This window comes from Azospirillum sp. TSO22-1, from assembly GCF_003116015.1.
Lineage (GTDB): Bacteria > Pseudomonadota > Alphaproteobacteria > Azospirillales > Azospirillaceae > Azospirillum.
On record NZ_LGQZ01000038.1, the window covers coordinates 24,535 to 39,736 of the forward strand.

A 15,202-nucleotide genomic window follows, 5' to 3' on the forward strand; every position below is an offset into this window, starting at 1 on the left:
TTCCTCCCGTTATTTGGTCAGGAAGAAATACACCGTCATGGCCGAGCCGACGAGGATGATGAACTTGCGCAGGTAGGGCGGCGGGATGCGGCGGGCGATGCGGGCACCGGAATAGCCGCCGGCCACGCAGGCCACCAGCATGATCAGCGCCTCCGTCCAGTAGACCGCGCCGCCGGCGACGAAGGCGACCACCGCGATGGCGTTCAGGCAGCCCGACAGCAGCGACTTCAGCCCGTTCATGGTGTGGATGTCGCGCAGCCCGAAGACGCCGAAGGTCGCCAGCATCAGGATGCCGATGCCGCCGCCGAAATAGCCGCCGTAGACGGCGATGAAGAACTGCACGATCAGCACGCCGACCGGCCCCAGATGCGTCTTCCTGCGGATGCACGCCGCCAGCTTCGGCCCGGCGGCGAACAGCGCGGTGGCGAACAGCAGCAGCCACGGGATGAGCACGGCGAAGGTGGCGTCCGGCGTCCACAGCAGCAGCAGCGCCCCCAGCAGCCCGCCGATCAGGCTGATGCCGATGAAGGCCGGCAGGTTGATCTCGGTCAGCTTGCCCAGCTCGCTGCGGTAGCCGTAGGCGCCGGCCAGCGCGCCGGGGCACACGGCGACGGTGCTGGTGGCGTTGGCGGCGACCGGCGGCACCCCGGCGAACACCAGCGCCGGAAAGGTCAGGAAGCTGCCGCCACCGGCAACGGCGTTGACCACGCCGGCCGCGTACGCGGCGACGATCAGGAGCAGGGTGGAGAGCATCGGCGGGCCCGGAGCGATTGTGCGGCGCACTATGCCCCGAACGATTGAGGGGTTCAACGCCCCCGCGCGCGGTCAACCGCGTTGATCACCGGCGTGGCCCGCAGCGCTGCCATGATGTTGGTCAGGTGCTTGGCGTCCTTGACGTCGATGTCGATGATCAGCTCGAAGAAGTCGGTGTTGCGGTTGGTGATCTTCAGGTTGGTGATGTTGCCGCCGTTCTTGCCGATCACCGTGGACAGACTGCCCAGGCTGCCCGGCTCGTTGGCGACCACCAGATGGATGCGGCCGACGTGCTCCTCCGGGTTGTCGGGGCCGACGTCCCAGGCGACGTCGATCCAGCGCTCCGGCGAGTCGTTGAAGCTCTCCAGCGTCTCGCAGTCGATGGTGTGGATGGTCACGCCCTTGCCGGTGGTGACGATGCCGACGATGCGGTCGCCCGGCAGCGGGTGACAGCAGCGCGCGTAATGCACCGCCATGCCGGGGATCAGCCCGCGGATCGGCAGCGGCGCCTCGCGGCCCTTCGGCTTCGGCTTGGGCTTGGCGATCAGCGCCGCGGCCTTGTCGTCGCCGTCCTTGAGCTGCACCGTCTGCTGCGCCAGCGCGTGCGGCTTGTGGCCGGGGAAGACGGCGTGGAAGACCTCGCGCCCCGAATGCAGGCCCGACCCGACCGCCGCCAGCAGATCGTCCACGCCGGGCTGCTGGAAGATCTTGAGGACGCCCTCCAGCGCCTTTTCGCCGTAGTCGTAGCCTTCTTGGCGGAACTGCCGCTGCAGGATGGCGCGGCCGAGTTCGATGTACTGCGAGCGCTGCTGGGTGCGCAGGAACTTGCGGATGCGGGCGCGCGCCTTGCCGGTGACGACGAAGCGCTCCCACCCCGGCACCGGCGTCTGCGCCTTGGAGGTGATGATGTCGACCTGGTCGCCGTTCTGCAGCTGGGTGCGCAGCGGCAGCATGCGCCCGTTGATCTTGGCGCCGACGCAGTGGTCGCCGACCTCGGAGTGCACGGCGTAGGCGAAGTCCACCGGCGTGGCGCCGCGCGGCAGGGCGATCAAATCACCCTTCGGCGTGAAGCAGAACACCTGGTCCTGGAACAGCTCCAGCTTGGTGTGCTCCAGGAACTCCTCGGGCTTGGTGGCGTGCTCCAGGATGTCGAGCAGCTCGCGCAGCCAGCGGTATTCGCGCGCCCCGGCGCGCGGCTGCCCCTGCTTGTAGGCCCAGTGCGCGGCGACGCCCAGCTCGCACACCTCGTGCATGTCCTTGGTGCGGATCTGCACCTCGATGCGGTTGCGCTGCGGGCCGATGACGCCGGTGTGCAGGCTCTTGTAGCCGTTCGGCTTCGGCGTCGAGATGTAGTCCTTGAAGCGGCCCGGCACCACCGGATAGCGGCTGTGGATGATGCCCAGCGCTTGGTAGCACTCGCCGACGTTCCCGACGATGATGCGGAAGGCCATGATGTCCGACAGCTGCTCGAAGCTGACGTTCTTCTGCTGCAGCTTGCGCCAGATCGAGTAGGGCGTCTTCTCGCGCCCGCTGATCTGGGCGCCCTCGACGCCGTCGTCCCGCAGCACCTTGCCGAGCTCGTCGATGATGCGCTGGACGCGGTCCTCGCCCTCCGAGCGCAGGCGCGAGAGCTGCGCCAGGATCGAGTCGCGGGCCTCCGCGTTCAGCTGGGCGAAGGCGAGGTCTTCCAGCTCGTCCTTCACCTGGTGCATGCCGATGCGCTCGGCCAGCGGCGCGTAGATCTCCAGCGTCTCGCGGGCGATGCGCTTGCGCTTGTCCGGGTTCTTGATGTGGTGGAGCGTGCGCATGTTGTGCAGCCGGTCGGCCAGCTTGACCAGCAGCACGCGGATGTCCTCGGACATCGCCAGCACCAGCTTGCGGAAGTTCTCCGCCTGCTTGGCCTGTTCGCTCTGCATCTCCAGGCGCGACAGCTTGGTCACGCCGTCCACCAGCCGGCCGATCTCCCGGCCGAACAGGCGTTCGATGTCCTCCTGGGTGGCGACCGTGTCCTCGACCGTGTCGTGCAGCAGCGCCGTCACGATGGTGGCGGCGTCGAGCTTCAGGTTGGTGAGGATGCCGGCGACTTCCAGCGGGTGCGAGAAGTACGGGTCGCCCGAGGCGCGGGTCTGCGACCCGTGCGCTTTCATGGAGAAGACGTAGGCGCGGTTCAGCAGGTCCTCGTCGGCCGACGGATCGTAGGCCCTTACCCGCTCAACGAGTTCATATTGCCGGATCATGCCACCCGACCCGGCGCCATCCGCGCCCTAACGGTTGAAATATCTGGATATATGGATGCGGGTGGCGCGAACGGCCACCCGCGCGCCCGCACCGGATCAGAAGTCGCCCTCGGCGTCGCGGCCCACCACGTCGTCCTCGGTCGCGCCGAAGGCCTTGGCGGGGTCGGCGTCCATGTCGGCGGCGAGATCGTCGTCCTCGCCCAGTTCCTCGCCCATGGCATCGTCGCCATCCAGCGAGTTGTCGGCGCCGCGGGCCCAATCGTGCTCGCCGGCCATCAACTCGACGATCTCCTCCTCGGGCTCGTCGGGTTCGACGTGCTTCTGGTGGCCCTTGATCAGGGAATTCTTCAGGTGCTCCAGCACCACCGTCTCGTCAGCGATCTCACGCAACGCCACGACCGGGTTCTTGTCGTTGTCACGGTCGATGGACAGCGGGGCGCCGGAGGCAACCTCGCGGGCGCGCTGGGCGGCCATCATCACCAGCTCGAACCGGTTGGGAACCTTGAGAACGCAATCTTCGACGGTAACGCGGGCCATGCCAAACCAACTCCGGAATCCTGGGAGGGGTCCGAATATATTGACCGCGCGCCGCCCATGCAAGCGGCAAGACTCCCCGCGCCGCCCGCCGGACGTAGGGGTCCCCCGTCCGCAGGACGTCCCGTTGCACCCTTGCCGCACCTCGACGACCCGCCTATTTTACAGACTGCCGTATTGCATTACGGCGGATCTCCTAATATTTCCATCATTGCTTGTAGAAGGACGATGACATTGGATCGATCAGCCACATTGCCAAAGGAATTGAGCCGACTGTTCTATAAAGAAGAACGCTTGGCTATGTTCATCGATGGCGCCAATCTCTACGCAGCCGCCCGAGCCCTGGGATTCGACATCGACTACAAGAGATTGCGGGACGGCTTTGCGGCGGAGGGGCGTCTGGTCCGCGCCTTCTATTACACGGCACTGGTCGAGGACCAGGAGTATTCGCCGATCCGTCCGCTGGTCGACTGGCTGGACTACAACGGCTACACGATGGTGACGAAGCCGACCAAGGAGTTCACCGACGCGTCCGGCCGCCGCAAGATCAAGGGCAACATGGACATCGAGCTGGCTATCGACGTGATGGAGATGGCCGAGCGGGTGGACCACATCCTGCTGTTCTCCGGCGACGGCGACTTCCGCCGGCTGGTCGAGGCGGTGCAGCGCAAGGGCGTGCGCGTCAGCGTGATCTCCACCGTGCGCTCGCAGCCGCCGATGGTGGCGGACGAGCTGCGCCGGCAGGCCGACAACTTCATCGAGCTGCAGGACCTCGCCGGTTCGATCGCCCGCGTCCACCACCACCGCGAGCCGCCGCAGCATGGCGGCATGGGGGGCGGCACCGTCCAGCAGGGACCGTCCCAGACCCAGAGCCCGATGCAGGACTACGGCAACGGCGACGACTTGCTGTAACGGGCCGGATCGCGACTGCGCGCGGTGCCCGCGTCTGGCGGCGTTCCGCGCGCAGAACCGCGTCACGTTCGCGGACTTCCACAACGCCCCGGTGCCGTCGGAGGGCAGCATCGGTGCGCGTATTCTTGTGGTCGGCCTCGCGCCGGCCCTGAAGGGCGGCAATCGGACCGGCCTGCCGTTTCGCGGCGACGCCTCCGGCCGCTGGCTGCGCGCGGCCTTGGAACGGCACGGGCTGGGCGAGGACGTCGTCCGCATCACCAACGCCGTGCGTTGCGTGCCGCCGGCGAACAGGCCCACCGCCGCGGAGGTGGCGGCGTGCCGGCCATTCCTCGTGGATGAGTTATCGAGTCCGGACCTGCGTGCGGTGGTGGCCCTCGGCCGGGTGGCGCACGACGCGGTGCTGGCGGCCTCGGACCTTCGAGGGTTCGCGTTCGGCCACGGCGCGGTGCACGCGCTCGGAAGGCTGACGCTGGTGGACAGCTACCACCCCAGCCCGCAGAACACCAACACAGGGCGGCTGACGCCGGCGATGTTCGACACCGTGTTTGAAACGGCGGCCAGGATTCTGATCGAACTCGACCAAGCTATCGTGGATATTCAACGGAAACCTTATATCCAAGCGGTGGATTCGCGACGAAATTGAAAAAAGTGATCGTTACCGGTCCGGGCTGAAGCACACGGCGCCGTGAGTTTGATTTCGCAACCTGTTCACGCGAAGGGCAAGCATTTCCCTCCTCCGCCGAACAGATGGACATGAAGAGTTCCGGAAGCCCCGGGCTCTTCTGGCGCCCGCTCCAATCCGGAACGATGTCCTCCACGAAGACATCCACTGGCCCGGCGTGCTTAAGGTTCAGCGCATAATTGAGCGCGGCACCGGGCTCTATTCTCTCTTCGTGAATAGCCTTCGTCACACGTTCCGTGGGGAACAGGTACTCGTAGATGTCCTTACCGAAGAGGATGCCGGCGAAGAGGACGCCGGCACCAATCACGCCGGATACCCCCCAGCCCCGTTTCGACGGCGGCGTCTTCCCGAGCTTCCTTATCAGGTTCGCGGTGTCGTCGCTCCACCGCTCGTCCCTCAGCTTGACCGCGTTGCGGTCCAGCAATCCTTGGATATCCTCCGGCAGGAACTCCCGCCTGGGCAATTCAGCGTCGCCAACCAGAATGGGAATGGTCGGAATGCTCCGCCGCAGAGCCGATGCAATCTCCAAGCGGACGTGATCATCCGGTTCCATAAGCCGGGGCCGGCCCTCCGCATTGGTCACGGTCAACCAATGCGGACCGACGATCACCAGGGCCGCATCCACTTTATCGAGCGTTTCCTCAATCACCACGCGGAAATTGGAGCCCGGGGGAATGCCGTCCACGTCGTAGAAGACGTTTCTCCGACCGAACACCGACCACAACTCCTCGACGAGCCGCCCGCCCCACCCCGCACTGTCCTTGCGTCTGTAGCTGACGAACAGTGAGTTCAGCTTTGGTGCGTCGCCCATCGCACAGCCCCCCGGCATTACGGAGCGCCACGGGCCTCGCGACGCACCGACAGCCCCTGAAGTGTGCCCGATTGCCGTCGTTGCGTCGAGATCGACATCATCCCGATATGGTGGCGCTCCGCCCCGGCACAACCATTTCGGGACGGCAATGAATATTGGAAATACTAACAAACCCGCATGAGGAACGGGCACCGTCCGGCGCGGAAAAGGCGGATTACGCCTTCCGGCGAGCCGTTTTGGTGCCGCCCGCCCGCGCCACCGCCATCTCCGCGGCCATCCGCATCGCCGCCACGAGGCTGGAGGCACTCGCCTTCCCCGTCCCGGCAAGATCCAGCGCCGTCCCGTGGTCCGGCGAGGTCCGCACGAAGGGCAGCCCCAGCGTCACGTTCACCCCGGTGTCGAAGTCCACGGTCTTCAGCGGGATCAGCGCCTGGTCGTGGTACATGCACAGCACCGCGTCGTAGCGCGCCCGCGCCCGGGCGTGGAACAGCGTGTCCGCCGGCCACGGCCCCGTGGCGTCGATGCCCTCGGCGCAGAGTGCGGCGACCGCCGGCGCGATCACTTCGATCTCCTCGCGGCCCATGGAGCCGCCCTCGCCCGCGTGCGGGTTGAGCGCCGCCACCGCCAGCCGCGGCACCGCGATGCCGAAGTCGCGCGCCAGCGCCGCCGCCGTCACCCGGCCGCAATGCACGATGGCCTCGGCGGTGAGCATCTCGACCGCCTGACGCACCGACACGTGGATGGTCACCGGCACCACCCGCAGCCCGCCGCCGGCCAGCATCATCACCGGCTCCTCGCTCATCCCGGCGAGGTGGGCGAGGTATTCGGTGTGGCCGGGGTGGCGGAAGCCGGCGGCGTAGAGCGCCGATTTCTGGATCGGGTTGGTCACCACCGCCGACGCCCGCCCGGCGCGGACCAGTTCCACCGCGCGGTCGATGCCGGCGATCACCGCCGCCCCGTTGGCCGGGTCGGGCCGCCCGGGCTCGACCGGCGCCGCCAGGGCCAGCGGCAGCACGGGCAGCGCGGAGTCGAAGACGGCGCCCGCCTCTTCCGGCCCGGCGACGGCGCGCACCGGCGCCGCCAGCCCGATCAGCGACGCGAGGCGGGTGAGGCGATCCGGGTCGTCCAGAACGACGAAGGGCGGAACGCCGGTGCTCCGGCGCTCCGCCCAGGCCTTCAGCACGATCTCGCCACCGATCCCCGCCGGCTCACCCATGGTGACGGCCAACGGGAGGCGAGCGGTCATCAGACGCGGTACTCCACGAACGCGGCGCGGCGCAGGTCGCGCAGGTAGCGGCGGGCCACCAGCTCGGCGCGCTCCTGGATCAGCATGCCCTCGACCTCGTCGCGGGTCGGCAGGCGCGGCGCCTGGGCCTGCTTCGGCGGCGGGGGCGGCGGGGCGGCGACCTTCTCGGTCACCGTCTCGGTGATCATCGGCACATCGCGCTTGCAGACGATCAGGATGAGCGAACCGCCGGGGGTGTTGATCACCGGGCTCGGCTGGCCCAGCGGAATGCCCAGCGCCAGGTTCTGCAGGCCCGGCGCCAGATCCTTGACGCGCAGCATGCCCATGTCGCCGCCGTCCGGCATGCCGATGGCGTTGGCCTTGGCGGTGAAGTCGGCGCAGCTCTTGATCGCCTTGCGCACCTGCTCCATCTGCGCCGCCACCGCCTTGAGCTGCGACGGGTCGGACGCTGGCATGGCGATCTGCTTCATGTTGACCTTGGCCTTGGCGATGTCGGGCTTCTGCACCCGCTGCACCACCGGCTGCGGCGGCGGTGCCGCCTCCTCCTCGCCGCCGACCGCGCGCTTCGAGCGCACCAGCAGGATGTGGTAGCCGGACGCCGTGCGCACCGGCTGCGACAGCTGGCCGGGGCGGAGCTGCGCCAGCGCCGCGTCGATCTGCGGGTCCAGCTCGCCCGGACGCACCCAGCCGAGGTCGCCGCTGGAGGCGGCGGTGGTGGACTGCGAGAACTGGCGGGCCACGGCGGCGAAGTTGCCCCCCTTGCGGATCTCGTCGATCAGGCGCTCGCCGGCGCGGCGCACCTGCTCGTCCTGGTCGGGGTTGTCGACGGCCAGGTAGATCTCGGCGACCAGGTACTCCGGCTTGCCGATGCTCTCCTTGACGCGCTGCATGGCGGCGTCGACGTCCTCGTCGGCGATGGCCACCTCCTGGCGGACGCGGCGCTGCATGACGCGCTGCCACGACAGCTGGGCGCGGACCTGCTCGGTCAGCGTCGCCTGCGGAATGCCGGAGTCGGCGAGGAACTTGACAAGCTTCGCCCTGTCCATGCGGTTCTGCTGGGCCAGCTGCTCGACCGCCTTGTCCACGTCGGCCTTCGGCACCGTGATGCCCTGGCGCTTGGCCTCCTGGATCTGCAGCCGCTCATCCACCAGCTGGCGGAGCACCTGCGGCATCAGGCGCTGGCGCGTCTCGGCGCCGTCGGGCATGCCGGCGCTGACCACCATCAGCCGCAGCCGGGCGTTGACATCCGACACCGAGACCGCATCCTCGTTGACCACCGCGGCGATGCGCTCGCCGACCTGGCCGGCGGACGGGCCGGCGGACTGGCCGCCCTGCGCCGGAGGCTGCGACGACTGGCCCCGGGCCTTCTGCGCCGCGCTCTCGGCCGGGGCGAGCGCCACGACCGCGCACGCGCTTGCCACGGCAAGGGCCGTCCGGACGGCACGCAAACTGAACATGGACTTCCGCTCCCCAGATGAACGGCCCTTAATACGGCTCCGCCGTCCGAGTTGCAAACGGGATCGTTCGTTCGGCCGAGCTATGACACGGGCTCAGCCGTCTTCCAGATGCAACAGCGCGCTGATGCCGATCAGCAACGCGATGCCCGCCGGCATCCAGGCGGCCATGGGCACCGGGATGGTCTCCGACAGGCCCAGCGTCTTGACGATGTCGGTCGCCATGAACAGCGCGAATCCGGTCAGCACGCCGCCCGCCACCATGATCATGGTGCCGCCGCGCCGCGGCAGGCGCAGCGAGAAGGCGGCGGCGAACAGCACCATGGCGCAGTACAGCAGCGGCTGCGACAGCAGCGAGGCGTAGTGCAGCCGGTGCCGCGTCGCCGGAAAACCGGTCAGCTCCAGCGTGTGGATGAAGCGCGGCAGGTCCCAGAACGAGATGGTCTCGGGCGCGGCGAAGCTGCTCTCGATCTGCTCCATGTCCAGTTCGGTGGGAATGGTGTAGGTCGGCAGATCCTCCGGGTCGCGCTTGGGCCGGCTGAGGACCGCCTCGCGCAGTTCCCACTTGCGCTCCTTCAGCACCGCCGACGGGGCATCGATGCGGCCGACGTAGTTCTTGTCGTCCTGGAACAGGAAGACGATGACGTTGCTCAGCTCCAGCGTCGCCGGGTTCACCGTCTCGGCGTGGATGAAGTACTGCTCGCTGTCGAGCTGCTGGCGCAGCCACAGCCCGGACTTGGAGATGTCGAAGCTGCTGGAGCGCTGCTTCAGGTAGCGCGTCTGCAACTGGTCGTACTTGGCGATGAACACCGCGCCGACGGGGTTGATCAGCGTCACCTTGATCACGCCGATCAGCGCCGCGGCCAGCAGCACCGGCATCAGGAACTGCCACGCCGACACGCCGACGGCGCGCGCCACCACCAGTTCGGCGCTGCGCGTCAGCCGCCAGAAGGTGAACATGCCGGCGAACAGGATGACGAACGGGAAGACCTGCTGCCCGATCTCCGGCTGCTTGAGCATCGCCATCTGCATCACCAGGCCGAAGGTGATGTTGGGCTTCGACCCGGCGCGCCGCAGCAGCTCGACCACGTCGAGCAGCAGGATGATGCCGAGGAAGACCAGCAGCAGCAGCACGAACCAGGTGACGAACTGCCGGCCGATGTAGCGCGACAGCGTCGCGGAGGAATACATGAGGTCGGCCTCCAGCGGCCGGAAACGGGAACCGGTGCGCTATGTACGCCCGAACCGCGGCCAAGACAACCCGTGCGGCCAACTCTCTGCGGCCAACCTCTCTGCGGCTTGACAGCCGGTGCAGTCCCTTTACGCTCGGCCGGCCATCCGCTGAAGGAAAGAGGGGGAGATGAAGTTCAGCTTCGCCAAGCCGGCCCTGCCGAAGGCCGGCACCATCGTCGTCACCGTGCTTGCCGAGCGCACGCTGGGCCGCGCCGCCCGCGATCTCGACCAGAAGACCGGCGGCATGCTGACGCGCGCCATGGAGGCGAGCCGCTTCACCGGCAAGAAGGACGAGACGCTGGCCGTCCTCGCCCCTGCCAACCTGGACGCCGGGCGCGTGCTGCTGCTGGGCCTGGGCAAGGCGGAGGACATCGCCCCGCTCGCCCTGCAGTCGGCCGGCGGCACTGTCGTCGCCGCGCTGGAGAAGAGCGGCGAGAGCGAGGCGCACGTCTTCGTCGAACTGCCCCAGGGCTCCGGCATCAAGCCCGCCGAGGCCGCGGCCGAGATGGCGTTCGGCGGCCGGCTGCGCTCCTACCGCTTCGACAAGTACCGCACCAAGGACAAGAAGGACGCCAAGCCGTCCCTGAAGAAGGTCTGCCTGCTGACCGACGAGGCGGAGGCCGCCAAGCGCGCCTTCGGCAAGCTGGACAAGGTGGCCGACGGCGTGCTGTTCGCCCGCGACCTGGTGTCGGAACCGGCCAACGTCATCTACCCTGAGACGCTGGCCGACAAGTGCCGGGAGCTGACCGCCCTCGGCCTCGAGGTCGAGGTGCTGGACCCGAAGAAGCTGCGCAAGATCGGCATGAACGCGCTGCTCGGCGTCGCGCAAGGCAGCGCGCACGAACCGCGCGTCGTCATCATGCGCTGGAACGGCGCGCCCGACGCCCAGGACAAGCGCCCGGTCGCCTTCATCGGCAAGGGCGTCACCTTCGATTCGGGCGGCATCTCCATCAAGCCGGCCGCCGGCATGGAGGAGATGAAGTGGGACATGGCCGGCTCGGCCGTGGTGATCGGCACCATGATGGCGCTGGCCGGCCGCAAGGCGAAGGTCAACGCGGTGGGCGTCGTCGGGCTGGTGGAGAACATGCCGTCCGGCACCGCCCAGCGCCCGGGCGACATCGTCGCCTCGCTGTCCGGCCAGACCATCGAGATCGTCAACACCGACGCCGAGGGCCGGCTCGTGCTGGCCGACTGCCTGTGGTACACGCAGGACCTCTACAAGCCGCGGCTGATGGTGGACGTGGCGACGCTGACCGGCGCCATCATCATCGCGCTGGGCCACGAGCACGCCGGCCTGTTCGCCAGCGACGACGCGCTCGCCGAGGCGCTGACCGGCGCCGGCAAGGCGGTGGGCGAGCCGCTGTGGCGCCTGCCGCTGGCCGACGCCTACGACAAGGACATCAACACCGACGCCGCCGACATGAAGAACACCGGCGGCGGCCGGGGTGCCGGCAGCATCACGGCGGCGCAGTTCCTCAAGCGCTTCGTCAACGACGTGCCGTGGGCGCACCTGGACATCGCCGGCACGGCGTGGTCGAAGAAGGACACCAGCACCGTGCCGAAGGGCGGCACCGCGTTCGGCGTCCGCCTGCTCGACCGCTTCGTCGCGGATTTCCATGAGGGGTGAGGGGCTTTACTCCCCTCCCGACCTCCCCCCGCTCGGCGGGGGGAGGGGTAAGGTGGGGGCTCCCGTTCCATGACCGAAGTCCGCTTCTACCATCTCCAGCGCCGCAGCCTGGAACAGGTGCTGCCGAAGCTGCTGGAGAAGACGCTGGAGCGCGGCTGGCGGGCCGTCGTGCTCGCCGGCTCGGCGGAGCGCGTCGACGCGCTGAACCAGCACCTGTGGACCTACGACCCGGCGTCCTTCCTGCCGCACGGCGCCAAGCGCGACGGATTCGCCGACGCGCAGCCGGTGTGGCTGACGGCGGAGGACGAGAACCCCAACGGCGCCACCGTGCTGTTCCAGATCGACGGCGCGGCCAGCGGGAACCTCGCAACCTATGATCTCGTCTGCGACCTGTTCGACGGCAACGACGAGGAGGCCGTGATGGCCGCCCGCGACCGCTGGAAGGCCTGCAAGGCGGCCGGCCACGGCCTCACCTACTGGCAGGAGAACGAGCGCGGCGCCTGGGAGAAAAAAGCGTAGGCCCGCATCGTCCACAACCCCATTGCTTTTCCGGCAATGATTGGCAAGGCTGATCGCCGGCCGACAGCAAAGGGACAGCAGCGGTTCACCATGGCGCAGGACGACATCAGGGACGCCGCGATCCTGATCGTGGACGACAACGCCTCGAACGTCGAGCTGCTGCGCGAGATGCTGGCGCACGACGGCTACACCAACGTCCGCGGCGAGACCGACCCGCGCAAGGTGCCGCCGTTGTGCGAGGCGCAGGCCTTCGACCTGCTGCTGCTCGACATCCGCATGCCGCACATGAGCGGCTTCGAGCTGATGGAGCGCCTGAAGGCGGTCTACGCCGGCGACTACGTCCCGGTCCTGGTGCTGACCGCGCAGACCGACCAGGACACCCGCCGCAAGTCGCTGGAGCTCGGCGCCAACGACTTCCTGACCAAGCCGTTCATCGCCTGGGAGCTGCTGCACCGCGTGCACAACATGCTGCAGATCCGCACGCTGTACCGGCGGGTCGCCCAGCACAACCGCGACCTGGAGCGCCGCGTCGCCGACCGCACGGCCGAGCTGACCGAAGCGCTGGCCGCCACCCGCCAGGCCGACCGCGCCAAGCTCGACTTCCTGTCGGTGATGAGCCACGAGTTGCGCACGCCCTTGAACTCCATCATCGGCTTCGCCGAGGTGATGGCGGCGGAGTCGCTCGGGCCGCTCGGCCACCCGGACTACAAGGAGTACGTCACGCTGATCGAGGAGAGCGGCAACGTCCTGCTCTCCATGGTCAACAAGATCCTCGACTACACGCGCGGCTCGACCGGATCGGTGGAGATCCAGGAGTCGGACGTGCGGCTTCCGGCGCTGCTGGCGACCTGCGTCAACTTGCTGTCCGCCAAGGCGCAGCCCAAGGGCGTCGCACTGACCCTGTCGCCGGTGCCGCCGGTGACGCTGCGCGCCGACCACCGGCGGCTGCGCGAGATGCTGCTGAACCTGCTGGACAACGCCATCAAGTTCACCCCCTCCGGCGGCCACGTGACGCTCAGCGCCGGCCCGCACGCCGACGGCGTGGCGATCCGCGTCGCCGACGACGGGCCAGGCATCGCACCGGAGATGATCGACCGCATCTTCAACCCCTTCACCCAGGCGGAGCGCTCGCTGGCCCGCCAGCACGAGGGCATCGGGCTCGGCCTGCCGATCGTGCGCCGCTTCGCCGAACTGCACGGCGGCCGGGTGGAGCTCGACAGCGCGCCGGGCCTCGGCACCACGGTCACCATCGTACTGCCGGCGTCGCGGATCATCGGCACGACCACTGCTTGAGTCGCCGCGGCGCGGAAGATTCGATACCGGCTCAACTCGATTCTTTTCCGGACTCGACTGGGGATTGCCGGGGCCGATACACGAACGTGTAATGAATTCGCCTTTTTCACCACGCTAAACACTGGACGATCAGGCACATTCATGTATGCTGTCTGTCAGACTCCAGATAAATGCAGGGAGAGCCCAGGTGGCAGAGGATCTACAGCAGCTTACGGCGCAGATCGTCGCAGCGTACGCGGCGAACAACAGCGTCTCGGTGAATGACCTTCCTTCGGTCATTCAGGGCGTCTATTCGGCGCTCAGCCGTGTCGGCAGTGAAACCGGCGACTCGGCCGTTGCCGAGCCGCAGACCCCCGCGGTTCCGATCAAGAAGTCGGTGAAGCCCGACTACATCACCTGCCTGGAATGCGGCAAGCAGCAGAAGATGCTCAAGCGGCATCTTGCGTCCGACCACGACCTGACGCCGGACCAGTACCGCGCCAAGTGGAATCTGCCGCGTGAATACCCGATGACCGCGCCGAACTACGCGGAAGCACGCTCGCAGCTTGCGAAGGCCTCGGGCCTCGGCCTGCAGGGCGGCCGCACCAAGGGCCGCGCCAAGAAGAAGTGATCCGGCCGGACGCGGGAAGGGCGGGAACCGCGCCTCGCGCGTCGTCCCCGCCCTTCCGTCCGGTTGCTTGTGCGTCCGATCAGTTGTCGAGCGCCGTCCCCACCGCGGCGCCGCCGAGGCCGCCGATGATGGCGCCCCGTTTGCCGCCCAGCGCGTAGCCGCCAGCCGCGCCCGCGCCGCCGCCGACCAGAGTTCCGGTGTTGCACGCCGCCAGCATCATGGTGGCAGCGAGAGCAGCAGCCATCAGCTTGAAACGTTTCATGACGAAGTCCCTCTGTTGCGGTCCGGGTTCCTACCGATCAACAGGGGAAATGCCGATATGCTCCCGGCAAGGTTTCTTTCCCTCCCCCAGCCCCGCTGAAGGAGGGACTTGAAGGAGCCTTGCTCCCACTCTGCGGTGGCGAGCACGACCGACTCGGCATCGAAACGATATCCGGTAGCAGACACACCCACCGCTGAAGGCGCCGTAGCGCTTGGAAGCGTAGGGAATCCGCCTTATTCGTGACGCGAATGGAAACGTCGTCGGCATTCAGGCGTCGCCGACAGCCGACTCGGGTGGAGCGTCATAGACCGCTGACGCGTATCACGGGAATACTCCAAGCGGCGCGCGTTTGGTGCTTGCGCCGTCATGGGGTAAGGAATGCGTCCGAGTTCCTTGGAAAACGAAGCACATGCCGATGACCCATACGCTCCTTGATCCCGCCGGCTACCGTCGCATGCCCTGGAAGAACGGCGGAGGAACCACGGCCGAAATCGCGGTCGCTCCGTCCGCCGGCGCGCCCGGCCGGTTCCTCTGGCGCGCCAGCGTTGCCGATGTCGGACAGTCCGGGCCGTTTTCCGCATTCGACGGTTGCGAGCGCCTGATCGCCGTCGTCGAGGGGGGTGGCATGCGGCTCACCATCGACGGCGTCGCGACGGAGGCGCGCCGCGGCGACCCGGCGGTGCGCTTCTCCGGCGACGCCGGGGTGCGGTGCGACCTGCTCGACGGGCCGATCCGCGATTTCAATCTCATGGTCGACCGTGAGCGGGCGAGGGGATCGCTCGAGGTCGTGACGGCAGGGCATGCCGTGCCGGTGCCCGCCGCGCGCGTCGTTCTGGTCTACGCCGTGGACGGCGCGGTCAGCGTGCGCCGGGCCGGAGGCACCGTGCGCGTGCCGGCGGGCTGGACCCTGCGCCTGGACGGCGAGGACGGCGCCATCGAGGCGGACGCGGGCGCGTGGGCCTTCGTCGCCCGGGTCGACGACCGCCAGAGCGGATCGCGGACGGCCTGAAAGGCCGGAAGCGTGAATCC

General features: G+C 68.1%; 15 protein-coding genes. 7 read left to right on the forward strand and 8 right to left on the reverse strand.

The features are described 5' to 3' along the window. Positions 1-9 precede the first annotated feature (9 nt). The 3 genes from TSO221_RS11730 to rpoZ all read right to left on the reverse strand — a co-directional run bounded on the left by TSO221_RS11730 (position 10) and on the right by rpoZ (position 3,527). A complete protein-coding gene (locus tag TSO221_RS11730; RefSeq protein WP_109118678.1) occupies positions 10-753 on the reverse strand; it encodes a sulfite exporter TauE/SafE family protein in 744 nt (247 codons plus the stop codon). Positions 754-806: 53 nt separating this feature from the next. Then, positions 807-2,990 carry a bifunctional (p)ppGpp synthetase/guanosine-3',5'-bis(diphosphate) 3'-pyrophosphohydrolase gene (locus TSO221_RS11735; protein ID WP_109118679.1) on the reverse strand — a complete coding sequence of 728 codons (2,184 nt, stop codon included), beginning with the start codon at positions 2,988-2,990 and terminating at the stop codon, positions 807-809. 96 nt (positions 2,991-3,086) lie between these two features. Further along, on the reverse strand, positions 3,087-3,527 hold the full coding sequence (gene rpoZ / locus TSO221_RS11740) for a DNA-directed RNA polymerase subunit omega (RefSeq protein WP_109118680.1): 441 nt from the start codon (positions 3,525-3,527) through the stop codon (positions 3,087-3,089). Between the two features lie 297 nt (positions 3,528-3,824). On the opposite strand from rpoZ, the gene TSO221_RS11745 reads away from it, so the two are divergent. Next, on the forward strand, positions 3,825-4,436 hold the full coding sequence (locus TSO221_RS11745) for an NYN domain-containing protein (RefSeq protein ID WP_247878017.1): 612 nt from the start codon (positions 3,825-3,827) through the stop codon (positions 4,434-4,436). Positions 4,437-4,527: 91 nt separating this feature from the next. Further along, positions 4,528-5,079, forward strand: a complete 552-nt coding sequence (locus TSO221_RS11750; RefSeq protein WP_348770258.1) for a uracil-DNA glycosylase family protein — start codon at positions 4,528-4,530, stop codon at positions 5,077-5,079. Here the strand turns inward: TSO221_RS11750 and TSO221_RS11755 are convergent. The 4 genes from TSO221_RS11755 to lptG form a co-directional block, all read right to left on the reverse strand. After that, positions 5,021-5,929: a toll/interleukin-1 receptor domain-containing protein gene (locus TSO221_RS11755; protein WP_158284063.1), complete on the reverse strand. Its 909-nt coding sequence runs from the start codon at positions 5,927-5,929 to the stop codon at positions 5,021-5,023. The genes TSO221_RS11750 and TSO221_RS11755 overlap by 59 nt on opposite strands. Positions 5,930-6,143: 214 nt before the next feature. Beyond that, positions 6,144-7,175: a 4-hydroxythreonine-4-phosphate dehydrogenase PdxA gene (gene pdxA, locus TSO221_RS11760; RefSeq protein WP_109118683.1), complete on the reverse strand. Its 1,032-nt coding sequence runs from the start codon at positions 7,173-7,175 to the stop codon at positions 6,144-6,146. Next, on the reverse strand, positions 7,175-8,596 hold the full coding sequence (locus tag TSO221_RS11765; RefSeq protein ID WP_247878014.1) for a peptidylprolyl isomerase: 1,422 nt from the start codon (positions 8,594-8,596) through the stop codon (positions 7,175-7,177). Before TSO221_RS11765 ends, pdxA begins: the two co-directional genes overlap by 1 nt. A gap of 129 nt (positions 8,597-8,725) precedes the next feature. Next, positions 8,726-9,820, reverse strand: a complete 1,095-nt coding sequence (gene lptG / locus TSO221_RS11770) for an LPS export ABC transporter permease LptG (protein ID WP_109118685.1) — start codon at positions 9,818-9,820, stop codon at positions 8,726-8,728. 169 nt (positions 9,821-9,989) lie between these two features. Here lptG and TSO221_RS11775 point away from each other — a divergent pair, with 169 nt between their 5' ends. The 4 genes from TSO221_RS11775 to TSO221_RS11790 all read left to right on the forward strand — a co-directional run bounded on the left by TSO221_RS11775 (position 9,990) and on the right by TSO221_RS11790 (position 13,911). Next, positions 9,990-11,489 carry a leucyl aminopeptidase gene (locus tag TSO221_RS11775; protein WP_109118686.1) on the forward strand — a complete coding sequence of 500 codons (1,500 nt, stop codon included), beginning with the start codon at positions 9,990-9,992 and terminating at the stop codon, positions 11,487-11,489. Between the two features lie 69 nt (positions 11,490-11,558). After that, positions 11,559-12,008 carry a DNA polymerase III subunit chi gene (locus TSO221_RS11780; protein WP_109118687.1) on the forward strand — a complete coding sequence of 150 codons (450 nt, stop codon included), beginning with the start codon at positions 11,559-11,561 and terminating at the stop codon, positions 12,006-12,008. Positions 12,009-12,098: 90 nt separating this feature from the next. Continuing rightward, on the forward strand, positions 12,099-13,301 hold the full coding sequence (locus tag TSO221_RS11785; RefSeq protein WP_109118688.1) for a hybrid sensor histidine kinase/response regulator: 1,203 nt from the start codon (positions 12,099-12,101) through the stop codon (positions 13,299-13,301). Positions 13,302-13,488: 187 nt separating this feature from the next. Beyond that, positions 13,489-13,911 carry a MucR family transcriptional regulator gene (locus tag TSO221_RS11790; protein ID WP_282187757.1) on the forward strand — a complete coding sequence of 141 codons (423 nt, stop codon included), beginning with the start codon at positions 13,489-13,491 and terminating at the stop codon, positions 13,909-13,911. Between the two features lie 79 nt (positions 13,912-13,990). Here TSO221_RS11790 and TSO221_RS11795 read toward each other — a convergent pair whose 3' ends face one another. After that, on the reverse strand, positions 13,991-14,173 hold the full coding sequence (locus tag TSO221_RS11795) for a hypothetical protein (protein WP_109118690.1): 183 nt from the start codon (positions 14,171-14,173) through the stop codon (positions 13,991-13,993). A 409-nt stretch (positions 14,174-14,582) separates the two neighbouring features. On the opposite strand from TSO221_RS11795, the gene TSO221_RS11800 reads away from it, so the two are divergent. Beyond that, a complete protein-coding gene (locus TSO221_RS11800; protein WP_199229459.1) occupies positions 14,583-15,182 on the forward strand; it encodes a HutD family protein in 600 nt (199 codons plus the stop codon). The last annotated feature ends 20 nt before the right edge of the window (positions 15,183-15,202 follow it).

What these genes read in the sequence shown, in the direction of transcription:
- TSO221_RS11775 (WP_109118686.1), top strand. Translation starts at nt 9,990, where the DNA reads ATGAAGTTCAGCTTCGCCAAGCCGGCCCTGCCGAAGGCCGGCACCATC.
- TSO221_RS11800 (WP_199229459.1), top strand. Translation starts at nt 14,583, where the DNA reads ATGCCGATGACCCATACGCTCCTTGATCCCGCCGGCTACCGTCGCATG.
- TSO221_RS11745 (WP_247878017.1), top strand. Translation starts at nt 3,825, where the DNA reads ATGTTCATCGATGGCGCCAATCTCTACGCAGCCGCCCGAGCCCTGGGA.
- lptG (WP_109118685.1), bottom strand. Translation starts at nt 9,820, where the DNA reads ATGTATTCCTCCGCGACGCTGTCGCGCTACATCGGCCGGCAGTTCGTC.
- rpoZ (WP_109118680.1), bottom strand. Translation starts at nt 3,527, where the DNA reads ATGGCCCGCGTTACCGTCGAAGATTGCGTTCTCAAGGTTCCCAACCGG.
- TSO221_RS11755 (WP_158284063.1), bottom strand. Translation starts at nt 5,929, where the DNA reads ATGGGCGACGCACCAAAGCTGAACTCACTGTTCGTCAGCTACAGACGC.
- TSO221_RS11730 (WP_109118678.1), bottom strand. Translation starts at nt 753, where the DNA reads ATGCTCTCCACCCTGCTCCTGATCGTCGCCGCGTACGCGGCCGGCGTG.
- TSO221_RS11795 (WP_109118690.1), bottom strand. Translation starts at nt 14,173, where the DNA reads ATGAAACGTTTCAAGCTGATGGCTGCTGCTCTCGCTGCCACCATGATG.
- pdxA (WP_109118683.1), bottom strand. Translation starts at nt 7,175, where the DNA reads ATGACCGCTCGCCTCCCGTTGGCCGTCACCATGGGTGAGCCGGCGGGG.
- TSO221_RS11780 (WP_109118687.1), top strand. Translation starts at nt 11,559, where the DNA reads ATGACCGAAGTCCGCTTCTACCATCTCCAGCGCCGCAGCCTGGAACAG.
- TSO221_RS11785 (WP_109118688.1), top strand. Translation starts at nt 12,099, where the DNA reads ATGGCGCAGGACGACATCAGGGACGCCGCGATCCTGATCGTGGACGAC.
- TSO221_RS11735 (WP_109118679.1), bottom strand. Translation starts at nt 2,990, where the DNA reads ATGATCCGGCAATATGAACTCGTTGAGCGGGTAAGGGCCTACGATCCG.